The sequence below is a fragment of the Streptomyces sp. BV286 genome (assembly GCF_019090165.1).
In the GTDB taxonomy this organism is placed as follows: Bacteria; Actinomycetota; Actinomycetes; order Streptomycetales; family Streptomycetaceae; genus Streptomyces.
Genome location: NZ_JAHRIB010000210.1, coordinates 128,209 through 145,229, shown reverse-complemented (window position 1 = coordinate 145,229; position 17,021 = coordinate 128,209). Strand labels below are relative to the sequence as shown.

Below are 17,021 nucleotides of genomic sequence, written 5' to 3'. Positions count from 1 at the left end.
ATCAGGTCCTTTCCGAGCGGTCCGTCCGGCGGGCGGAGGGTGTGGCGCAGGCCGTCAGCCACGCCTCGTGCTCTCGTGTGACGGTCTCCAGGCTTTCGCGGTGACGGAAGGTGTGTCCCTCGTGCGGCAGGAGAGCGAGCCGGGCCCGCCCGCCGTTGGCGACGACGGCCCGGTACAGGGCCACCGCCTGGTCCGGCGGAGTGGCCACATTGGTGTCGTCGAGGCCGTGCACGAGCAGAACCGGCCGCTTGAGGCGGTCGGCGAAGTCGAGGGCGCTGAACGCACGGTAGAGCTCGGGGACCTGCCAGTAGCTCCGTCGCTCGTACTGGAAGCCCTCCGGGGTCAGGGTTCGGTTGTAGCAGCCGCTGTGGGCTATGGCGCCCGCCAGCCCCGGGCAGTGGGCGAGCGCGTGCAGGGCGACCGTGGCGGCGAAGCTGTGCCCGCCGACCACGACGGGCTCCTCACACGAGGTCTGTTCTCGTATCTTCGTCAGGGACTGGCCGACCGCGTGAACGATCTGCCGCCGGACATCGGCGGGCTCGGCGTCGGACGGCCAGGAGAGGGGGAGATCGAGCAGCCAGCCGGACGTCCGCAGCGCGGAGGTGTCGGCCGGCGGGGCCGCGCCCGCCGAATCGCCCGTGCTCCGGCGTACCTGGATCCAGAGCAGTCGCGCCGCCGCGCCCGCCTCGCGGGCCGGGACGTCGACGCGGGTCAGCCGGGCACCGCGCCCGCCGGGCGGCGGGGACAGGACGAGCGTGGGGGACACCGTGCGCGCGCGGCCGCGGTCCGCGGCCGGGCGCAACTGGGGGAGGGCGGCTCCACTCACAGGTTCGAGGCGCCCGTCGCGCAGTTCGTAGCGGTCGAAGCGTCCCGCCCTGCGCGTGAGGAGGTGGGGAACGCCGTCCTCGATCGTCGTCCAGCTGGCTTCGAGGGGCCCCTCGCCACCTTCGGGCGGTGACTCGGCGGTGACGACGGCCTCCGGCTCGCCGTGGGCCAGCCGGAGGAATCCGGCCCCGCCGCCTTGTACGCAGGCGACGACGACGCCCGCGGCGTCGTGTTCGGCTGTCGGTGTGCTCAGTCTGCCGAGCGCGCCGGGCAGCGCCACTTGGAGGGCGTCGTCGCCTCCGTACAGGCGCAGCGAGGTGCGGTGGCGGCTCACAACGGCCGTGTCGGGGCCCACCGTCAGGCAGCGCCACCAAAGGGGTGGGTCGTCGTCCTCGTGGGTGATCATCGGTACGGCGGCGGGGTGTTGCCCCTGGGTTTCGTGCGGTGCGCGCAACTCGATCGCCGTGCCGCCTTCGACGGTTCTGCTCGACGCGGTGGTTTCGCCGCTCCCGCCGGCCCAGCGTGTGGTGACCGGTACCGGCGCCCAGGAGCCGCTGTCGGTCCGCAGCACCGCCCGGGACCAGCCGAGCCCGTCGCCGGATCCCGGTGACTGCTCCGCCGAACCGTCGTCGGCCGAGGTGGCGTGCTCCACCAGCAGCGCGCGTCCGTTCGGGGAGGGTTCGAGGCCCCCTACGAGCAGCGGCGGGGTCAGCGAACGCAGGGCTCCGGTGGCCGTGTCGAGGACGGACACCGAGGCACCGGCCAGGCGGAGGAGTTCGGCATGGCCGGGGACGAACGCGACATGCCCGGGCCCGGTGGCCTCGAGCGCCACTGGCTGCCACACCTCGGGATCGTTGCTCTCGACCTGGGGCTCGGGGCCGCTCGCCGCGGGGGCAGGAAGTGTCAGCAGGGTCAGCCGTCCGTCCTGGCACCAGGAGAGGGCCGGCCGGCCCGGTCGGCGGCAGGCCAGGGAGAGCGCGGCCCGTACCCGCTGGTGGACGGTCAGGCGACGGGCCGTGTAGTCGGCGACCCACGGATGCAGGCGGTCGTCCCGCTGGACGAGGCCTGCTACGAGAGGCAGCTGTGGGTGCCAGGCGATTCCCGCCGACAGGACGGTGCGCAGCGGCAGCCGCCACGGAGTGGATACCGGGGAGCCGTCGAGCACCACGTCCGCGTGCCGGGCGCGGATCGGCGTCACACCGGTCAGGGCAGGGTCCACTGGCAGGTCCCGCCAGTAGGCGGTGCGTGGGTGGTGGTCGGCCACGGAGGGCAGTTCGGCGGCGCCGAGCACGGCCCAGGCGGACAGGTCGGGCCGGAAGTGCACGGTTTCGCGGTCGGGTGTGCCGGACCCGGCAGACCCGGCAGACCCGGCGGTCCAGGGGGGTTCAGGTGGCATGTGGTGCGTCCGGTCCGGCGATGACGACGGTGTCGATCAGGGCCTTGACCGCCCCTATCCCGGAGACGGGCGCGCAGACGGGGGCGCCTGCCGCGTCGACCGGCATGGCGCACGGCACTGACATGTCCGCCATCCCGGGCGGGAGTTCGCTGCCGCTGCTGACCACGGTCATGCTCACGCGGTCCTGGCGCACCGGTTCCATCGCACCGATCAGCTGCTTGAGCGCCCGGCACGCGGGGCAGTTGTCCGATACGTAGAGCTGCACGCCGGCCACGGCTTCCGCGCAGTGCGCCACGGTCTCCTCCGCCTTTGCCCGCCGCCGGTCGGCCAGGAGCACGGCGGCCGCCGTCGTGGCGGCGGCCAGTACCGCGGCGGCTCCGCGCAGGCGCGGCCGGGCGGGCAGGTCGGCGGTGAGCAGAGTCGCCGCCACCGCACTGCCCAGGGCGTTGGCGCCGATGTGTGCCCGGCCCACGGTTGCCAGCCGGGCGGCGCCGAAGCATGCGCAGCGCTGTCCGTCCAGGGACTGCGCCACGACGGTCAGCGTGCCGTAGGTGATCATGGCGGCGGCGGGGGCCGCGCGGCCGGGCAGCAGGACCAGCGCGGTCGCCGCCGCCAGTTCGGCACCGCCTGCCAGACGGGGTCCGTGAGGGGCGCGCAGGGGTCCGGTGCGGTAGGGCCACGCCAGTCGGGACACGGGTGTGAGGAGCTTCGCGGCGCCGCCGACGAGCAGCGGTCCGGCCAGCGCGGCCAGCGCCGCCTGCGGGAGTCGGGAGGACATGGAACCTCACTTCACTTCGTCTGTGACGACGAGCCATTGGGATCGCAGAAGGTCACGGGTCAGCCGGCGTGCGTCCGTGTCGTCGGGGCCGGGGTGTTCGCCGGACAGCAGGCGCTCGATCACTGCCGCGTCGCGTTCGGTGCACTCGGCGAGCGCCAAGGTCTTCTCGTTCAGCAGGACGGCGCCCCCGAACAGCAGGTGGGTGAGCCGTACTCCGGGGCCGAGGACGACACGGCGGGCAGGGCTGTCGGTGGAGGTGGTCATGGCGGTCAGCCCTTCAGCCATCGGTCGATCCACAGCAGTCGCAGCAGCGGCAGGGCGTGGTCGGCACAATCGGGGCCCCTCTTCAGGAGGCCGGTCACCGCGTCGACGTCGATCAGTCCCATGTCCGCGAGGGCGCTTTCCCGCTCCAGCTCGATGACGATCTTGGCGCTCTCGCTGTGCAGATAGGCAGCCGCCGCGAGCCGGAGATCGAACGAGGACGAGGCGAGCCGCAGTCCGCGCACCCGGTGGCGGGCGACCGCCGCGGCCATCGGACGGTTGTTGCGGAACAGCCCCCGGGAGATACGGCCGCGCCGTTCGGAGGGCAGAGCCTGCACAGCGCCCAGGACGGCCGGGTCGAGAGCGGGAAGGACCAGACCGCCCCGGGGCACCCGCTCGGCCAGGCCGGCGTCGGCGCGGCCCAGAAGGGGGCCCAGCAGATCCAGATGGTCCTTCCAGACGGACAGCGATGCCTGCTGGACCGTCTGAAGGGCGACCCGGCCCTTCTGGGTCAGCACGGGGAGGTCGCGCCTGCCCAGCGGAGTCGGCGGAGGCCCGTCGGGAGCCTGTTGGTCGTCGGGGGTGGCCTGCCCGGGCCCGTCGCTGCGCACCACGCCCTGCTCCAGAAGGTCGGCCGCCTCCCGCAGGGAAGGCAGGACGCCGGACAGATGGAAGGGTTCGCAGGTCAGCAGCCGCCAGTCACGGGGGCCCCTGTCGACGTCCGACAGTTTGACGCCGACAAGGTCCTCCAGGAGCACGGCCGACGCCAGAGGCCGCCCCGCCGCCGCGGTGAGGGCGACGGCCAGCCTGCGGGGCAGTTCGACGTCGGGCAGGACGGGCAGCAGCCCGCCGAGGGGAGCCCGGTGGTGGTCGAGCAGGTCGAACACATCGACCGGTACGTGCGAGACGGACAGTCCGGGGATGACGGCCGGGGCCGGTCGGTGGCCAGGGAGGCCCAGGTCCGCGTGGAGCAGCCGTGGCCGGTGGCCGGCGGCCAGGGCGGCGACCGCGAGGAAGGCCGAGGACAGGCCTCCGCCGTAGGCGATGGCGTAGTCGTCGGGTGCGGCGCCCAGGACGTCGGCCACCGCCCCGAGCAGGTCGGCCGGTCCGTCGGGGAGAGTGGGGCGCCGGCGGGAGACGACGACACCTTCTGGGCCCACGTGCACCGTTGTGCCCAGCGCCAGTCGACGTACCCCGGGTAGAGGGGTGGCGTCCGGGGGAGGGGCCAGGCCGTGGATCAGAGCGAGCAATGTGCCGGCTCCGGGCAGGCGCCCGCCGGAAGCCGCGGTCGGCAGGTTCCCGTCGGGCCCCTCGGCGAGGTCGGCCGGATCCTCGCTCCACTCCAGCCGTCCGAGGCCGACGCGGTAGTACACGTCGCCTTCCCCGAGCCCCGCCCGTTCCAGTGTGAAGCCCGCGGGGCTCATGACCGCGGTCACATCGGCCGCCGCGGGGGTCTGCCGCGGCGGGGTGCAACGGACGGCGCCGTGCCCGTCCGAGGTGACGACGTTCAGCACGGCAGTCCCCTGTTCCCGGTGCGCAGCACCTCGGTGTACTCCTCTCGGACGGGCAGTGTCGTGCTCACCACGGACCCACCGCACTGCACCCAGGCGTAGAAACCCCCGGGCGCCACGACCGGGGCCGTTTCCCGGCCGAGGTGGAACGAGGCCGGATACCCGAGAGAGTTGAGGCCGGCGGTGACGAACAACGCGTCCTCCACCGGGTCGAGAAAACCCATGAGCATTCTTTCGGCCACTCGCAGTCTGGCCACCGCGAACGGCGCGCCGCGTGTTCGGTCGCCGAATTTCCTGTGCACAGGCGGCCATTCGAGTTCGTACGTGCCGCTGTCCTGACGGGCGGATTCCACGAATTCCTGTGCCGTGTGTGCTGCTTTCCAGAGTCTCAGCATTTCGTTGCCCCCAGGCTGCCGCGCTGTTCGAGGAGGGTTGCCGTCTCCCCTCGATTCGACCTGCTCCGTCGGGGCGGTGGGCGCCGGTTGCGCTCCCACCGCCCCGACGGGGTTCACTCACCTGCCGGTTGTCAGCCCTGCAGGTAGCAGTGGAACCACTCACAGATCAGACCGTGGCAGCACTGAGAGTCCCAGGCACACGCCTCGTAGCGCGGAACGCAGGCCTCTTCGACCGCAGTCGCCTCCGCGTGCAGATGCTGCTGAAGCCCATTTCCGGCGAGCCGCTCGGACAGTGACGTCACAGGCATGACATCCCCTAACTCGGGATCACCGGCCGACCATTCGGCCGACCTCTTGGCATTGACGGAACCACGCTCCCGGGAACCCTTCAAGACCCTTTCGTGAATTCGCCGGAGCTGCAGGGAAGAGGTTTTTCCTCAAGCATTTCGAGAGATTTGGAATGGTGGACGCGGCCCCGTCCTCCGGACCGGTCGGAAGTCTTCTCGCGCAGCCATCAGGGCGCGGGAAGACAACGATCAGTGAGCGGTGCTCTTCCAGGGCATGGGCCTCCACGCAAAGGCTGAGACCAGGGGCGCAGAGGAAGGTCAAGCGTTTCAGGTAGGGCTGAAACGTCTGGTGCCGTCGGAGCGTCCGGTCCCATCCTGGGCCTCACGTGAGCGACCACAGAAGCAATGGGGGAACCAGATGAGGCCGATGAAGTCGATGAAGGCACTGCTTGCGGCTGCGCTGTGCGCGGGCGCCCTGGTCACCGCGTCGGGCACCGCGGCGGCAGCGCAGGAGTCGCAGGACGGGGGCACCACGGTCCTGGCAGTGAACACCTTCCAGAGCCTGGGCACCTACCGGTGTATGGACGACAGCAACCTGGGGTTCCGCACGTTCCCCTGCAACGGCACCGACTTCCAGAAGTGGAACGTGCACGTCTTCAACGACGGCACGCGCCGCTTCCAGAACCTGGCCACGGGGCGATGCCTCTATGACGGCCCCGCCGGTTTCAGCACCCAGTTCTGCGGCAGTTCGGAAGCCGTGAGCTGGTACATCGTCCGCCACCACGAAGTCCGCCTCACCTTCCGCAACCAGTACACCGACCGCTGCATCGACGACAGCGACGACAGCGGATTCCGCACCACCCGTTGCAACGGCGGCCTGTACCAGGACTGGGTCTGACGTCCTGTCACTCGGGGGAAGAAGTCACATGGCTGACGAAATGGTGGAGTTGGCGCAGCGGTTCATCAACTCCTACAACGTGCCGGGCATCCCGAAGGTGGAGGTGAACGGGAAGACGAGCTGGACGGTGATGTACGCCCTGACGCGTGCGCTGCAGCACGAACTCGGCATCACCACACTGTCCGACAGCTTCGGCCCGACGACGCTGAGCACGCTGCAGTCGAGGTTCGGCCCTCAGATCGACGAAATGACCCGGCACGGCAACGTCTACCGGATCGTGCAGTCCGCCCTGTACTGCAAGGGTTACGACGGCGGCGGCATGGAAGGCACGTACAACGGTCGCACCGCCGAGTCGGTCAGCGACCTCAAGTCCGACATGGGCGTGGGCGGGGCGTATCCGGGCAGCGGACTCCAACCGAAGGTGTTCAAGGCACTGCTCACCATGGACCCGTACGTCCGGGTGGGCACCGGCACCGAACAGGTGCGCTCGATCCAGCAGTGGCTCAACGGGCGTTACGTCAACCGCCGGGAGTTCTTCGTCTGCCCGTGTGACGGGCACTTCTCCAGGGACGTACAGAAGGCCCTGGTCTTCGCGATCCAGTACGAGATCGGCATGAGCGACGACGTGGCCAACGGGCGCTTCGGGCCGGGTACCCAGGACGGCATCCGGACGCAGGCGGTCCTGGGCATCGGGTCGGCCGACAGCAGCAAGCAGTTCGTGCACCTGTTCCAGGCGGCCATGCGGTTCAACGGCTGGGACGTCGCGTTCGACGGCCGCTACTCGGGGGCGCTCGCCGACACCGTCACGGAGTTCCAGCGGTTCGCGCAGCTGCTGCCGGCCAACGGCAGCGCCGACTTCCGCACCTGGGCATCGCTGCTGGTCAGTACAGGTGATCCGGCCCGGCCCGGTACCGCCTGCGACTGCATCACCGAGATCACCGCGGCCCGCGGCCAGGCGCTGCGCTCCGCCGGGTACACCGCGGTCGGCCGGTACCTGACCAACGCCAATGTCCCGAACCCGAGAAACAAGAAGATCCAGCCCGGGGAACTGGCCGTCATCGTCGCGGGCGGACTCACCGTCTTTCCGATCTACCAGACCAATGGCGGTGACCGGGACTACTTCAACGCGCAGCAGGGCGCACGGGACGCTCTGGCAGCCCTGGAGGCGGCCCGCGGACACGGATTCCTGCCCGGCACCACCATCTACTTCTCCGTCGACTACGACGCCGTGGACGAGGAGGTGACCAGCCTGGTCATCCCGCACTTCCGCGCGCTGAACGCCCGTATGGCCGCCTACGGCAGCGAATACCGTGTCGGTGTCTACGCGCCCCGCAACATCTGCAGTCGACTCGCCAAGGCGGGCCTGACCGTGGGCAGTTTCGTATCGGACATGTCGACCGGCTACAGCGGAAACCTGGGCTTCCCGCTGCCGAGGGACTGGTGCTTCGACCAGATCGCGACCATCACGGTGGGCACCGGCGCCGGGTTCATCGAGATCGACAAGAACGTCGCGTCCGGCCGGGACCGCGGACAGAACCAGTTCACGCCGCGGGGGCCGGACACCGCACTGGACGTGGCGTTCGATCCGGCGCAGCAGGGCGCCCTGACCACAGAGTTGCTCCACTACATCGAGGACAACGGGCACGACGACTGGTACCGGGACCGCACCCCTGAGGAGTGCGCCGCGAAGATCCTGGACATGGACCCGTTGATCACCGGCCTCGCCCGGTCGTTCCGCATGCGCAAGGCGCTCGTCCAGGCCGTGGTCTTCTGGGAGTACCAGGCCGACTTCACCGACGACGGCGTGGACGTGCTCGTCGCGGGCTACTTCCTCTGGAAGGAGACGTACGAGGCCTGGGAGCAGAACCCGGTCGGCGAACCGCCCGCCCCACCCCCGGTGTGGAGGGAGGACTCCAGCACCGGCGCCGCCCAGATCTTCGGCAACACCGCGATCCTGGCGCGCAACCACTGCGTCGGCGCGGGCGTGATCCCGGGGCCCTCCCTGGACGGCAACGACTGGCACGTACGGCGGGACATCTGGAAACGACTACGGGACGACGACGACTACAACGTCAGTACCGTCGCCCTGGTCCACATCCACTCCGCCCACCGAGTGGGCGTCACCGCCGATCGGCTGCGCTACAGCGACGCCGACAACGTCGCGGTGCTCGCCCGCTACAACGGCACGGATCCGGACGCCGCTCAGGAGTACGGACGCCGAGCACGCGACCTCTACAACATCTTCGAGCGCTACAACGCGGCCCTGCGCGGCTGAGGGGAACCGGTATGCACACGAGTGGCACATCCAGACCAGGGCCCGTAGGACTGCAGCGGCGGTCGTTCCTGCTGACAGGACTCGCGGGAGCGGTGGCGGCCGGCGTGAGTGTTCCCCTCCTGGCCCCCGCCGCGATCGCGGCTGCCGGCGAGGCGGCCGGTACGAGCGCCAACGGATGGCCGGTCACCGCCGCCGGCTTCACCACCCAGTTCGTACCGGGCACCCCGGCGTCGGTGGCACTGCGGGACGGTGACGTCTCGGTGGTTCTCGTCCACGTGGCACGCCGCTTCCACTACGAGGTCGAGGAGGTGGCCCGCCACGAACTGGCGGGGCACCGGCCCGCCGCCGGGTTGACAGGGCACGCCACCAACTACGCCTCGGGCACGGCCCTCGAGGTTCGTCCGGATGCCTACCCGCTCGGCGCGACCGGCGTGCTGTTCCCCCACCAGGAGGCCGTGGTGCGGGACATCGTCAAGGAGTGCGGCGGCGTGGTGGCATGGGGCGGCCGACTGCGCCGACCCCACATGGCGCACTTCCAGATCGACGTGCGCCCGGGCGATCCCCGGCTGCGCCGCCTGGCGAACCGGATCAAGGGCTGGGACGAGGCTCCGGGCAAGGGCGCGGGAGTATTCGCCCTGGGGGCGTGACCAGCCACGGAGGTACGCCGTAGCGGCCGTCCAGGAGAGCTTCGCCGAAGGGCCGCACTGCGGTGGGAGCCCGTTCGAAGGGCGCGCTCTACCCGACGGCGCAATGCAGGCGTTGTCGCCGCACAGTGCCCGCGGGTGCCGCGCAATCATCGAGCGGCTTGACGCCTTCTGGGGCCGGTCTCCCCGGCCTGAGACGGAGGGTGCCGCTTGTTCGGCACCCTCCGCCGTCTGACCACTTCCCGTCGTCCGGCCGCTTCCCGTCGTCCCGCCGATGGCCGTCGTGTGGATCAGCCGCAGTGGCCGGTCCCCTTCGTGGAGTAGGAGGTGATGCCGCCCTCCCACGTGACGCACTCGCCGGGGGCCTCGAGGTAGACGGGACCGGCGTACGTGGTGAACCGGCCGCGGTCGGTGGCCGTGCCACCCGTCTTGGAGCTGAGCTGGGCGAACATGTTCACTGCGGCTCCGGGCTTGGTGCGTACGGTGACCACGCAGTTCTCGCCGGTCGTCTTGTTGTAGGTGAGGAAGGTCGTGCCGAGGTTCTCCATGTTGGCTGAGTCGATCACCTTGTGACCGGCGCCGCAGGCGCCGTTGTACTTCGCGACCGGGACCTCCGACGCTGCCGCGGCCGGGGCTGCCTTCGCCGCTGCGGGCGCGGCGACCGGCTCCGATGCCGAGGCGGGTGCCGCGAGGGCGAGAGCGCCTCCGGTGACGATGACGGCGACGGCTGCTGCGTGACGGACGAGCTTCATTTCTGTTCCCCCTGTGACGTGATCGTGCGTTCCTGGCGGGCGGTGGGTGCGGTCCGGCCGGTCTCCTGCCGTTGGCTCCACACCTGGTGAGACCAGGAGGCCCGGGGGTTGGTTGTGGCCCCTCATGTCACCGTTCCGTCGCCGCTCGTCACCGTTGTGTCACCGCGCCGCTTGCGTGCTGGTCCCTGATCGTCACTGCTGTCCCTCGGCAGCGTTGCCGACTCGAAGTCGGCCTCGCCGGAGCTCACTTGGCGGTGGCGGGGACGGCGTTGTCGATGAGGACGGCGGCGATGGCGGCGGCGGTGGGGAAGGCGTCGGCGTTGAGGACCCGGCTGCGGGCCGCGGCGCCGTCGAGGAGTAGCGCGAGCTGCTCGCCGAGCTGTTCGGGGTCGGCGGCGCCGGCTTCGCGGGCGGTGTCGGCGAGCCGCGCGGCGACGGCCCTCTTGTAGTCGCGTGCGTACTGGGACGCGGGGTGCTGAGGGTCGTTCAGTTCGACGGCGGCGGCGATGTAGGGGCACAGGGGAGTGGTGGGGGGGATGTCGAAGGCGGCGAGGAGCCGTTCGCGGGGCGTGAGGTCGGTGCGGTCGAACACGTCGGACAGAACCGAGGGGTCGAACCGGCGCAGATACTCGGCGACGAGCTCGTCCTTGCCGGCGAAGTGCTGGTAGGCCGTGCGCTTGGACACCTGGGCCGCGGCGCAGAGCTGGTCCATGCCGGTGCCGTTGATGCCCTGCTCTCGGAACAGCTGCTGGGACGCGCTGAGGATGCGCTCGCGGGCGCCCCGGCCGCGGCGGCGGCCCGTGGGGCCCTTCTCCAACTCCGTCATGGGGCCATCCTACCTCCTTGGGTAACGGCCGGTGTACATAGTTGCGCCCCGGCTGCCCGCCCCATACCGTACATACACAGAGCGGTGTACTTAACGCCGACATCCCAAGGTGCACCGGCACCACCAACCCCTCAGGGAGCGAGTATGGGAAAGCTTGACGGCAAGGTTGCGGTCATCACCGGCGGTACCAGTGGCATGGCGCTGGCGGGCGCGAAGCTGTTCGTCGACGAGGGAGCGCACGTCTTCATCACCGGCCGCCGCCAGGACGCCCTGGACGAGGCCGTGCAGCAGATCGGCCGCAACGTCACCGGCGTCCAGGGCGACGCCGCCGACCTGGACGACCTGGACCGCCTGTACGACACCGTCAAGCGGGAGAAGGGGAGTCTCGACGTGCTGTGGGCCAGCGCCGGAGGGGGCGAGCCCGCCCCGCTCGGCGAGATCACCGAGGCCCACTTCGACTCAGCGTTCTACCTCAACGCCCGCGGCACCCTGTTCACCGTCCAGAAGGCCCTTCCGCTCTTCAACGACGGCGGCTCGATCCTCATGACCGGCTCCAACGCCTCCCTCGGCGCCTTCCCCGGCTGGAGCGTCTACGCCGACAGCAAGGCCGTCCAGCAGGCGTGGGCGCGCGTCTGGCTCAACGAGCTCAAGGACCGCCGCATCCGCGTCAACGTCCTGACCCCCGGCCAGGTCGCCACCGCCAAGCAGGCAGAACTCTTCGACGAGGCCACCAAGCGCCAGTTCGAGTCCCTCATCCCGCGCGGAAAGATGGGCCGCCCCGACGAGATCGCCACCACCGCCCTCTTTCTCGCCTCCGACGACTCCAGCTACGTCAACGGCATGGAACTCGTCGCCGACGGCGGCACCACCGCCATCTGAACCGACCAACACACAACCAGGGCAGGACATCTCATGAGCAGCATCAGCATCATCGGCACCGGGAACATGGCCCGCACCATCGGCGAGCGGGCGGTGGCGGGCGGCAACACTGTCGAGGTCATGGGCCGGGATCAGTCCAAGTCCGCTGACCCGGCCAAGGCTCTCGGCGGCGGCGCCACGACGGGAGAATGGGGCACCGCCCCGGCCGGGGACATCGTCATCATGGCCCTGCTGTACGACGGTGTCGTGCCGGTCGTCGCCCAGTACGGAGACGCTCTCGCGGACAAGGTCATCGTCGACATCAGCAATCCCTTCAATTCCACGTTCGACGGATTAGCCCACCGCGAGGAGACCTCGATCGCGCAGGAAGTCGCCAGGGCGGCCCCGGCCGGCGCCAGCGTGGTGAAGGCGTTCAACACCGTCTTCCGTCATGTCCTGGAAAAGGGTCGGCCCGATGTCTTCATCGCCGGCGACAACGCGCAGGCCAAGACAAGTGTGGAGGCGTTCGTCGAGAGCCTCGGACTGCGCCCGCTGGACGTCGGCGGCCTGAAAATGGCGCACTGGCTGGAAGGAGCGGGCGTGGTCACGGTGGGCCTCGCCCACCACGGGGTGGGGAACCTGGACTTCGCCCTCAGCATCACCGAACTTCCCGTCTGAGCCGGCTCCGAGCAGCGCACTCTCCGCCGACAAGACGCAGGAGGGCTCGGACGGGACGATCGCAGTCCTCCTGCGCGCGTACGCGCGCTGAGCCGCTGACCGGCATGCTGGCGGCGCCAAGCGCCAAGCGCCAAGCGCCAAGCGCCAATCTGGCCGATTGCCAAGAGAGTCGCACCGTTCAATCTCACGTGCCCGTGCCCGTGCCCGTGCCCGTCGAGCGTCCTCGCCGATCGTTCTTCGTGGACAAGCCTGGAGGAGCTTCAGGGCGCGGGCGGGCGGTTCTCGTCGGTGCCGGAGCGGGGCGCGAGCGAGGACGGCGCAGCGCGGCCCGGCTGGTCAGCGGGCTCTGTTGCCTGGGGATGGGGTGCGGCCAGGCTGGCCAGGAGTTTGAGCCGGTCCTCGGATGTGGTGCCCGGTTCGGCGGTGTAGAGGGTCAGGTCGTGCATGGCCCGGTGGGACACGGGCAGGTCCAGGGACTGGTAGGTCAGCTCCAGGTCGCCGACCTCGGGGTGCCATAGCCGCTTGACGCCGTCGTGGCGGATACGCACGTCGTGCGCGGCCCACTGGCCGCGGAACTCGGAGCTGACTGTGGACAGCTCGCCGATGAGTTCGCGCAGGGCCCGGTCCTGGGGTTCGCGTCCGGCTTCGGCGCGCAGCAGCGCGGTGGTGGCGACGGCGGCGGCCTCCCAGTCGACGAAGAACTGCCGGGAGCCCGGGTCGAGGAAAATGTAGCGGGCGATGTTGGGCCGGCCGCGCTTGTCGGTGGTCCCGCTTTCGAAGACGGGCGCGTGCAGGGCGCGGGCCAGCGGGTTGCTGGCGATGACGTCCTGGCGGCCGTTGCGTACGAAGGCGGAGGACAGCGTCATGGAGTCGAGCAGCCACTGGATGCGGGGCGGGACCGCGACTTCCTTCCGGCGGGACGGTGTGCGGGTGGCCGGGCGGGCTGCCCGGGCCAGGTCGAACAGGTAGGTGCGTTCGTCCTCGTCCAGTTGCAGGGTGTGGGCGACCGCGGCGAGTACGTCCTCCGATACGCCGCTGATGTGGCCCTTCTCCAGGCGCGTGTACCACTCGGTGCTCACACCGGCGAGCACGGCGACCTCCTCGCGCCGCAGCCCCGGGACCCGGCGCCGGCCGCTGGTGGGCAGCCCGGCCTGCTCCGGGGTGATCTTGGCGCGGCGGCTGGCGAGAAAGTCCCGGATCTCGGTGCGGTGGTCTCTTCGGTCGTCCATGCCTTACACGGTAGGCATTGGTCGGCGGTTAGGGAGGTTGAGCTTGTACCCCCTATAAACGCGACCTTCCTCAAGGGTTGGGCGGCTTGTTCTCTGGGAGACGTACCCCGATCGCAACCCCCACGGAGATGAACCTTGAGTACGCGAGGAGCAACCCTCCACGCCCCCGCCGAGACCGTACGGGCTGACAACCCCCAGCCTCCGTCCGCTCGGCTGCCGCTCGTCGTCCACATCCTGGCGCTGGGCACGTTCCTGATGGGCACCACCGAGTTCGTGGTGGCGGGCCTGCTGCCGGAGATCTCGGGCGCCCTGCAGGTCAGCGTCGCCCGGACCGGCCTGATGATCACCGTCTTCGCCGTCGGGATGATCGTCGGAGCGCCGCTGATGGCGATGCTCACGCTGCGGCTGCCCAAGCGGCTCACCCTGATGCTCGCCCTGGGCGTCTTCGCCGCCGGGCACGTCATCGTCGCCCTCAGCGCGAACTTCACCCTGGTCCTGGCGGCACGGTTTCTGACCGCGATCGCCACCGGCGCGTTCTGGGCGGTGGCCAATGTGGCCGCCGCACGCGCCGCAGGGCCCGCTGCCAGTTCCCGCGCCCTGGGCCTGGTCGGCGCCGGAGCCATGCTCGCGAACGTCGTCGGCGTACCGGTGGGCGCGTTCGCCGGGCAGCTCATGGGCTGGCGCGGACCGTTCTGGGCGCTCGCGGCCCTCGCCGCGGCGGCCATCGCACTGATCGCCCGCACCGTCCCCCACGACGATGGCGACCAGCAGACGGTGTCGATCCGGTCCGAGCTGACCGCCCTGCGCTCCGGCCGCCTGTGGCTGGTGCTGGCGGCCTGCGCCACCACCACCGGCGGCGTGCTGGCGGCATACTCCTACATCTCGCCCCTGCTGACCGACCGGTCGGGCATCGCGTCCGGGATCGTACCGCTGGTCCTGGTCGGCTTCGGCCTCGGCGCCCTGGTCGGCTCGCTCGTCGGAGGCCGTCTGGGCGACCGTCGCCCGCACACCGTGACACTCGTGGCCGCTGCGGGAGCGACCCTCCTGCTCCTGGCGATCTCCCTGCTGGCCGGCTACGCGGTGCCCACCATCATTCTGGTCGCCCTGCTGGGCTTCTTCGGGCTCGGCGCCAACCCGGTCCTGATGGCTCTGGCCGTCCGTTTCGCCCGCCAGGCACCCGTCCTGGCCTCGGCCCTCACCGTCTCGGCGTTCAACCTCGGTACCGCTGTCGGCTCCTGGATCGCCGGACTCACCCTCGGCTCGCCGCTCGGGGCCACCGGCCCGGCCGTGGTCGGCACCGTCATCGCCGCCCTCACCCTGATCCCCACCATCGCCATCGCGCTCATCCAGCGGCGCCGCTCCGCAGCAGCCGTCTAGGCCACCGCGGAGGCCGACGCCGCACAGACACAGAAGCGCACTCGCAGCCCACTCCCACATGGAAAAGAGGAACGAAAATGGCACGCCTCGAGAACGCGGTCACGGTCGTCACGGGGGCAGGTGGTGGCGTGGGCCGCCAGGCGGCGCTGCGGCTGGCCGCGGAAGGATCACGCGTAGGGCTGACCGACGTGGACGCCACCTCGCTGGAGGAGACCGCCGCCCTGGTACGGCAGGCCGGAAGCGAGCCCATCGCGGTGGCCGGCGACATCGTCTCCGCGCAGACCATCGACGAACTGACGACCCGACTCGTCGACGCCTACGGCAAGGTGGACGGCCTGGTGAACAACACCGGCATCGTCTTCTCCAAGCCGCTGCTGGAGCACACGGTCGAGGATTTCGACAGGGTGATGCACATCAACACCCTGTCGTGTCTGGTCACCGCCAAGCGCGTCGTCCCGGAGATGGTGAAGGCCGGGGGCGGGTCCGTCGTCAACGTGTCCTCGATCGGCGCACTCGCGGCCCTTCCCAACATCGGCGTCTACTGCGCGTCGAAGGCCGCTGTCCTCGGCCTCACCCGCTCGCTCGCGATGGAGTACGTGCCCCACAACGTCCGGGCGAACATCCTGTGCCCGGGACTCGTCGACACGCAGATGGCGGCCGAGCACTAGAAGAGCTTTGCCACCCCGCAGGACGCCATCGACGCGCTCGCCGGACGGCAGATGCTCAAGCGATACGCCCAGCCGCGGGAGATCGCCGAGGTGATCGTGTTCCTGATAAGCGAGGAAGTCTCCTTCATGACCGGCGCCACCGTGCCCGTCGAAGCCGGATGGACCGCCTGGTGATCAGGAATTACGTCCCCCGCCGGCTCCCCGTGTGACACAGCCCCTTCGCCGACCTGAGGGCCACAACGCCAACAGGGGTCTGCCGCGCGCCGCTTTGAGAAGCAGGCCGCACCCGGCCGGCCCCGCACCGAACAACCCGAGGCAGGACAGCACACATGACTGACTCACCCAGCACGGCAAACGTCCGCGCGATGGTCGTCAACAGTTTCGGCGGACCGGACACCCTCACCGCGGAAGAAGTCCACCTCCAAGCCCCCGCGCGGGGCGAGGTCCTGGTCCGCCTGGCCGTGGCCGGGGTCAACTTCGTGGACACCTACATGCGCCGCGGCCTGCGCCCCATGTCGCTGCCCTTCACCCCCGGACTGGAAGGGGCCGGCGTGGTGGAGGCCGTCGGCCCCGATGTGAGCAACGTCCGGCCGGGTGACCGCGTCGCCTACGCGCAGCAGCAGGGTGCCTACGCCGAAGCCACCGTCGTGCCTGCCGACAGCCTGATCCCCCTGCCCGACGACATGTCCTTCGAGGACGGGGCCGCGTTTCCGCTGCAGGGCATGACCGCCCACTACCTGATCCACGAGTACCGCGAGCCGTCCGAAGGGGACGTGGTCCTCATCCACGCCGCCGCGGGCGGGGTGGGTCTCCTCCTGGTGCAGTGGGCGCGTCACCTGGGCGCACGCGTCATCGGGACGGTGTCCACCGAGGAGAAGGCAGAGGTGGTCCGCCAGGCAGGCGCCCACGACGTCGTTCTCTACACCGAACGCGACTTCGCCGAAGAGACGCTGCGTCTGACCGCCGGGCATGGCGCCGATCTCATCATCGACGGCGTCGGAGCGAGCACCTTCCAGGGAAACCTGCGCGCAGCCGCCCTGCGCGGACACATCGTTGTCTTCGGCGCGGCAAGCGGCCCCGCAGACCCCATCTCGCCCACCATGCTCATGGAACGCTCGCTGTCGCTGTCCGGCGGCGACCTGTGGCACTTCATGGAAACCCGCGACGACATGCTGTCCCGCGCCAACGCCGTGATCGAAGGCATCGAGAACGGCTGGCTGAAGCCACGCATCTGCCGGGTTCTCCCCCTGGCCGACGCCGCCGAGGCCCACCGGCTTCTGGGAGAGCGCCAGACCATCGGCAAGGTCCTGCTCTCGACGGGCACCTGATCCACACCACCCCCATCACCCACCACGAGGAAATG

16 protein-coding genes and 1 pseudogene are annotated in these 17,021 nt (G+C 70.3%); 8 read left to right on the top strand and 9 right to left on the bottom strand.

Annotated elements, in window-relative coordinates; translation table 11 throughout:
* Window position 1: 1 nt before the first annotated feature.
* From KUF83_RS42490 to KUF83_RS40305, 6 genes are all read right to left on the bottom strand, one after another.
* The gene (locus KUF83_RS42490) at window positions 2–2,149 is read right to left on the bottom strand and encodes a prolyl oligopeptidase family serine peptidase (protein WP_308403390.1); all 2,148 of its coding nucleotides are present in this window, start codon (window positions 2,147–2,149) and stop codon (window positions 2–4) included.
* A gap of 61 nt (window positions 2,150–2,210) precedes the next feature.
* Window positions 2,211–2,999: a hypothetical protein gene (locus KUF83_RS40325; protein ID WP_217460080.1), complete on the bottom strand. Its 789-nt coding sequence runs from the start codon at window positions 2,997–2,999 to the stop codon at window positions 2,211–2,213.
* A 6-nt stretch (window positions 3,000–3,005) separates the two neighbouring features.
* Complete coding sequence (gene adfB, locus KUF83_RS40320) at window positions 3,006–3,263, bottom strand: actinodefensin-associated protein B (RefSeq protein ID WP_217460079.1); 258 nt, start codon at window positions 3,261–3,263, stop codon at window positions 3,006–3,008.
* A gap of 5 nt (window positions 3,264–3,268) precedes the next feature.
* The gene (locus KUF83_RS40315; RefSeq protein ID WP_217460078.1) at window positions 3,269–4,774 is read right to left on the bottom strand and encodes a hypothetical protein; all 1,506 of its coding nucleotides are present in this window, start codon (window positions 4,772–4,774) and stop codon (window positions 3,269–3,271) included.
* Entirely contained in the window at window positions 4,768–5,124 is a 357-nt protein-coding gene (locus tag KUF83_RS40310; protein ID WP_217460077.1) for a lasso peptide biosynthesis protein, read from the bottom strand. The genes KUF83_RS40315 and KUF83_RS40310 overlap by 7 nt, the downstream gene beginning before the upstream one ends.
* A gap of 173 nt (window positions 5,125–5,297) precedes the next feature.
* Window positions 5,298–5,474, bottom strand: a complete 177-nt coding sequence (locus tag KUF83_RS40305) for a hypothetical protein (protein ID WP_217460076.1) — start codon at window positions 5,472–5,474, stop codon at window positions 5,298–5,300.
* Window positions 5,475–5,880: 406 nt separating this feature from the next.
* Between KUF83_RS40305 and KUF83_RS40300 the strand changes: the two genes are divergently transcribed.
* The 3 genes from KUF83_RS40300 to KUF83_RS40290 all read left to right on the top strand — a co-directional run bounded on the left by KUF83_RS40300 (window position 5,881) and on the right by KUF83_RS40290 (window position 9,273).
* Window positions 5,881–6,351, top strand: coding sequence for an RICIN domain-containing protein (locus KUF83_RS40300; RefSeq protein ID WP_217460075.1), 471 nt, complete (start codon window positions 5,881–5,883; stop codon window positions 6,349–6,351).
* A 28-nt stretch (window positions 6,352–6,379) separates the two neighbouring features.
* Window positions 6,380–8,626, top strand: coding sequence for a glycoside hydrolase domain-containing protein (locus tag KUF83_RS40295; protein WP_217460074.1), 2,247 nt, complete (start codon window positions 6,380–6,382; stop codon window positions 8,624–8,626).
* Between the two features lie 104 nt (window positions 8,627–8,730).
* Window positions 8,731–9,273: a hypothetical protein gene (locus KUF83_RS40290; RefSeq protein WP_217460073.1), complete on the top strand. Its 543-nt coding sequence runs from the start codon at window positions 8,731–8,733 to the stop codon at window positions 9,271–9,273.
* Between the two features lie 287 nt (window positions 9,274–9,560).
* Here KUF83_RS40290 and KUF83_RS40285 read toward each other — a convergent pair whose 3' ends face one another.
* Both KUF83_RS40285 and KUF83_RS40280 read right to left on the bottom strand, forming a co-directional pair.
* On the bottom strand, window positions 9,561–10,022 hold the full coding sequence (locus KUF83_RS40285) for a spore-associated protein A (protein WP_217460072.1): 462 nt from the start codon (window positions 10,020–10,022) through the stop codon (window positions 9,561–9,563).
* 244 nt (window positions 10,023–10,266) lie between these two features.
* Entirely contained in the window at window positions 10,267–10,848 is a 582-nt protein-coding gene (locus tag KUF83_RS40280; RefSeq protein ID WP_217460071.1) for a TetR/AcrR family transcriptional regulator, read from the bottom strand.
* Between the two features lie 144 nt (window positions 10,849–10,992).
* Here KUF83_RS40280 and KUF83_RS40275 point away from each other — a divergent pair, with 144 nt between their 5' ends.
* Complete coding sequence (locus tag KUF83_RS40275) at window positions 10,993–11,727, top strand: SDR family NAD(P)-dependent oxidoreductase (RefSeq protein WP_217460070.1); 735 nt, start codon at window positions 10,993–10,995, stop codon at window positions 11,725–11,727.
* Window positions 11,728–11,760: 33 nt separating this feature from the next.
* Complete coding sequence (locus KUF83_RS40270; protein WP_217460069.1) at window positions 11,761–12,384, top strand: NADPH-dependent F420 reductase; 624 nt, start codon at window positions 11,761–11,763, stop codon at window positions 12,382–12,384.
* 260 nt (window positions 12,385–12,644) lie between these two features.
* Here the strand turns inward: KUF83_RS40270 and KUF83_RS40265 are convergent, their stop codons facing one another.
* Window positions 12,645–13,613 (bottom strand): helix-turn-helix transcriptional regulator, encoded by a 969-nt coding sequence (locus KUF83_RS40265; protein ID WP_217460068.1) that lies wholly within the window; start codon window positions 13,611–13,613, stop codon window positions 12,645–12,647.
* Between the two features lie 135 nt (window positions 13,614–13,748).
* Here KUF83_RS40265 and KUF83_RS40260 point away from each other — a divergent pair, with 135 nt between their 5' ends.
* The 3 genes and pseudogenes from KUF83_RS40260 (at window position 13,749) to KUF83_RS40245 (ending at window position 16,986) form a co-directional block, all read left to right on the top strand.
* A complete protein-coding gene (locus KUF83_RS40260; RefSeq protein WP_254645079.1) occupies window positions 13,749–14,990 on the top strand; it encodes an MFS transporter in 1,242 nt (413 codons plus the stop codon).
* Window positions 14,991–15,067: 77 nt separating this feature from the next.
* Window positions 15,068–15,832: pseudogene (locus KUF83_RS40255) on the top strand (SDR family NAD(P)-dependent oxidoreductase).
* Between the two features lie 155 nt (window positions 15,833–15,987).
* Complete coding sequence (locus KUF83_RS40245; RefSeq protein WP_217460065.1) at window positions 15,988–16,986, top strand: quinone oxidoreductase; 999 nt, start codon at window positions 15,988–15,990, stop codon at window positions 16,984–16,986.
* Window positions 16,987–17,021: the final 35 nt, after the last annotated feature.

What these genes read in the sequence shown, in the direction of transcription:
- KUF83_RS40270 (WP_217460069.1), top strand. Translation starts at nt 11,761, where the DNA reads ATGAGCAGCATCAGCATCATCGGCACCGGGAACATGGCCCGCACCATC.
- KUF83_RS40245 (WP_217460065.1), top strand. Translation starts at nt 15,988, where the DNA reads ATGACTGACTCACCCAGCACGGCAAACGTCCGCGCGATGGTCGTCAAC.
- KUF83_RS40265 (WP_217460068.1), bottom strand. Translation starts at nt 13,613, where the DNA reads ATGGACGACCGAAGAGACCACCGCACCGAGATCCGGGACTTTCTCGCC.
- KUF83_RS40285 (WP_217460072.1), bottom strand. Translation starts at nt 10,022, where the DNA reads ATGAAGCTCGTCCGTCACGCAGCAGCCGTCGCCGTCATCGTCACCGGA.
- KUF83_RS40295 (WP_217460074.1), top strand. Translation starts at nt 6,380, where the DNA reads ATGGCTGACGAAATGGTGGAGTTGGCGCAGCGGTTCATCAACTCCTAC.
- KUF83_RS40300 (WP_217460075.1), top strand. Translation starts at nt 5,881, where the DNA reads ATGAAGTCGATGAAGGCACTGCTTGCGGCTGCGCTGTGCGCGGGCGCC.
- KUF83_RS40275 (WP_217460070.1), top strand. Translation starts at nt 10,993, where the DNA reads ATGGGAAAGCTTGACGGCAAGGTTGCGGTCATCACCGGCGGTACCAGT.
- KUF83_RS40305 (WP_217460076.1), bottom strand. Translation starts at nt 5,474, where the DNA reads ATGCCTGTGACGTCACTGTCCGAGCGGCTCGCCGGAAATGGGCTTCAG.
- KUF83_RS40325 (WP_217460080.1), bottom strand. Translation starts at nt 2,999, where the DNA reads ATGTCCTCCCGACTCCCGCAGGCGGCGCTGGCCGCGCTGGCCGGACCG.
- adfB (WP_217460079.1), bottom strand. Translation starts at nt 3,263, where the DNA reads ATGACCACCTCCACCGACAGCCCTGCCCGCCGTGTCGTCCTCGGCCCC.
- KUF83_RS40280 (WP_217460071.1), bottom strand. Translation starts at nt 10,848, where the DNA reads ATGACGGAGTTGGAGAAGGGCCCCACGGGCCGCCGCCGCGGCCGGGGC.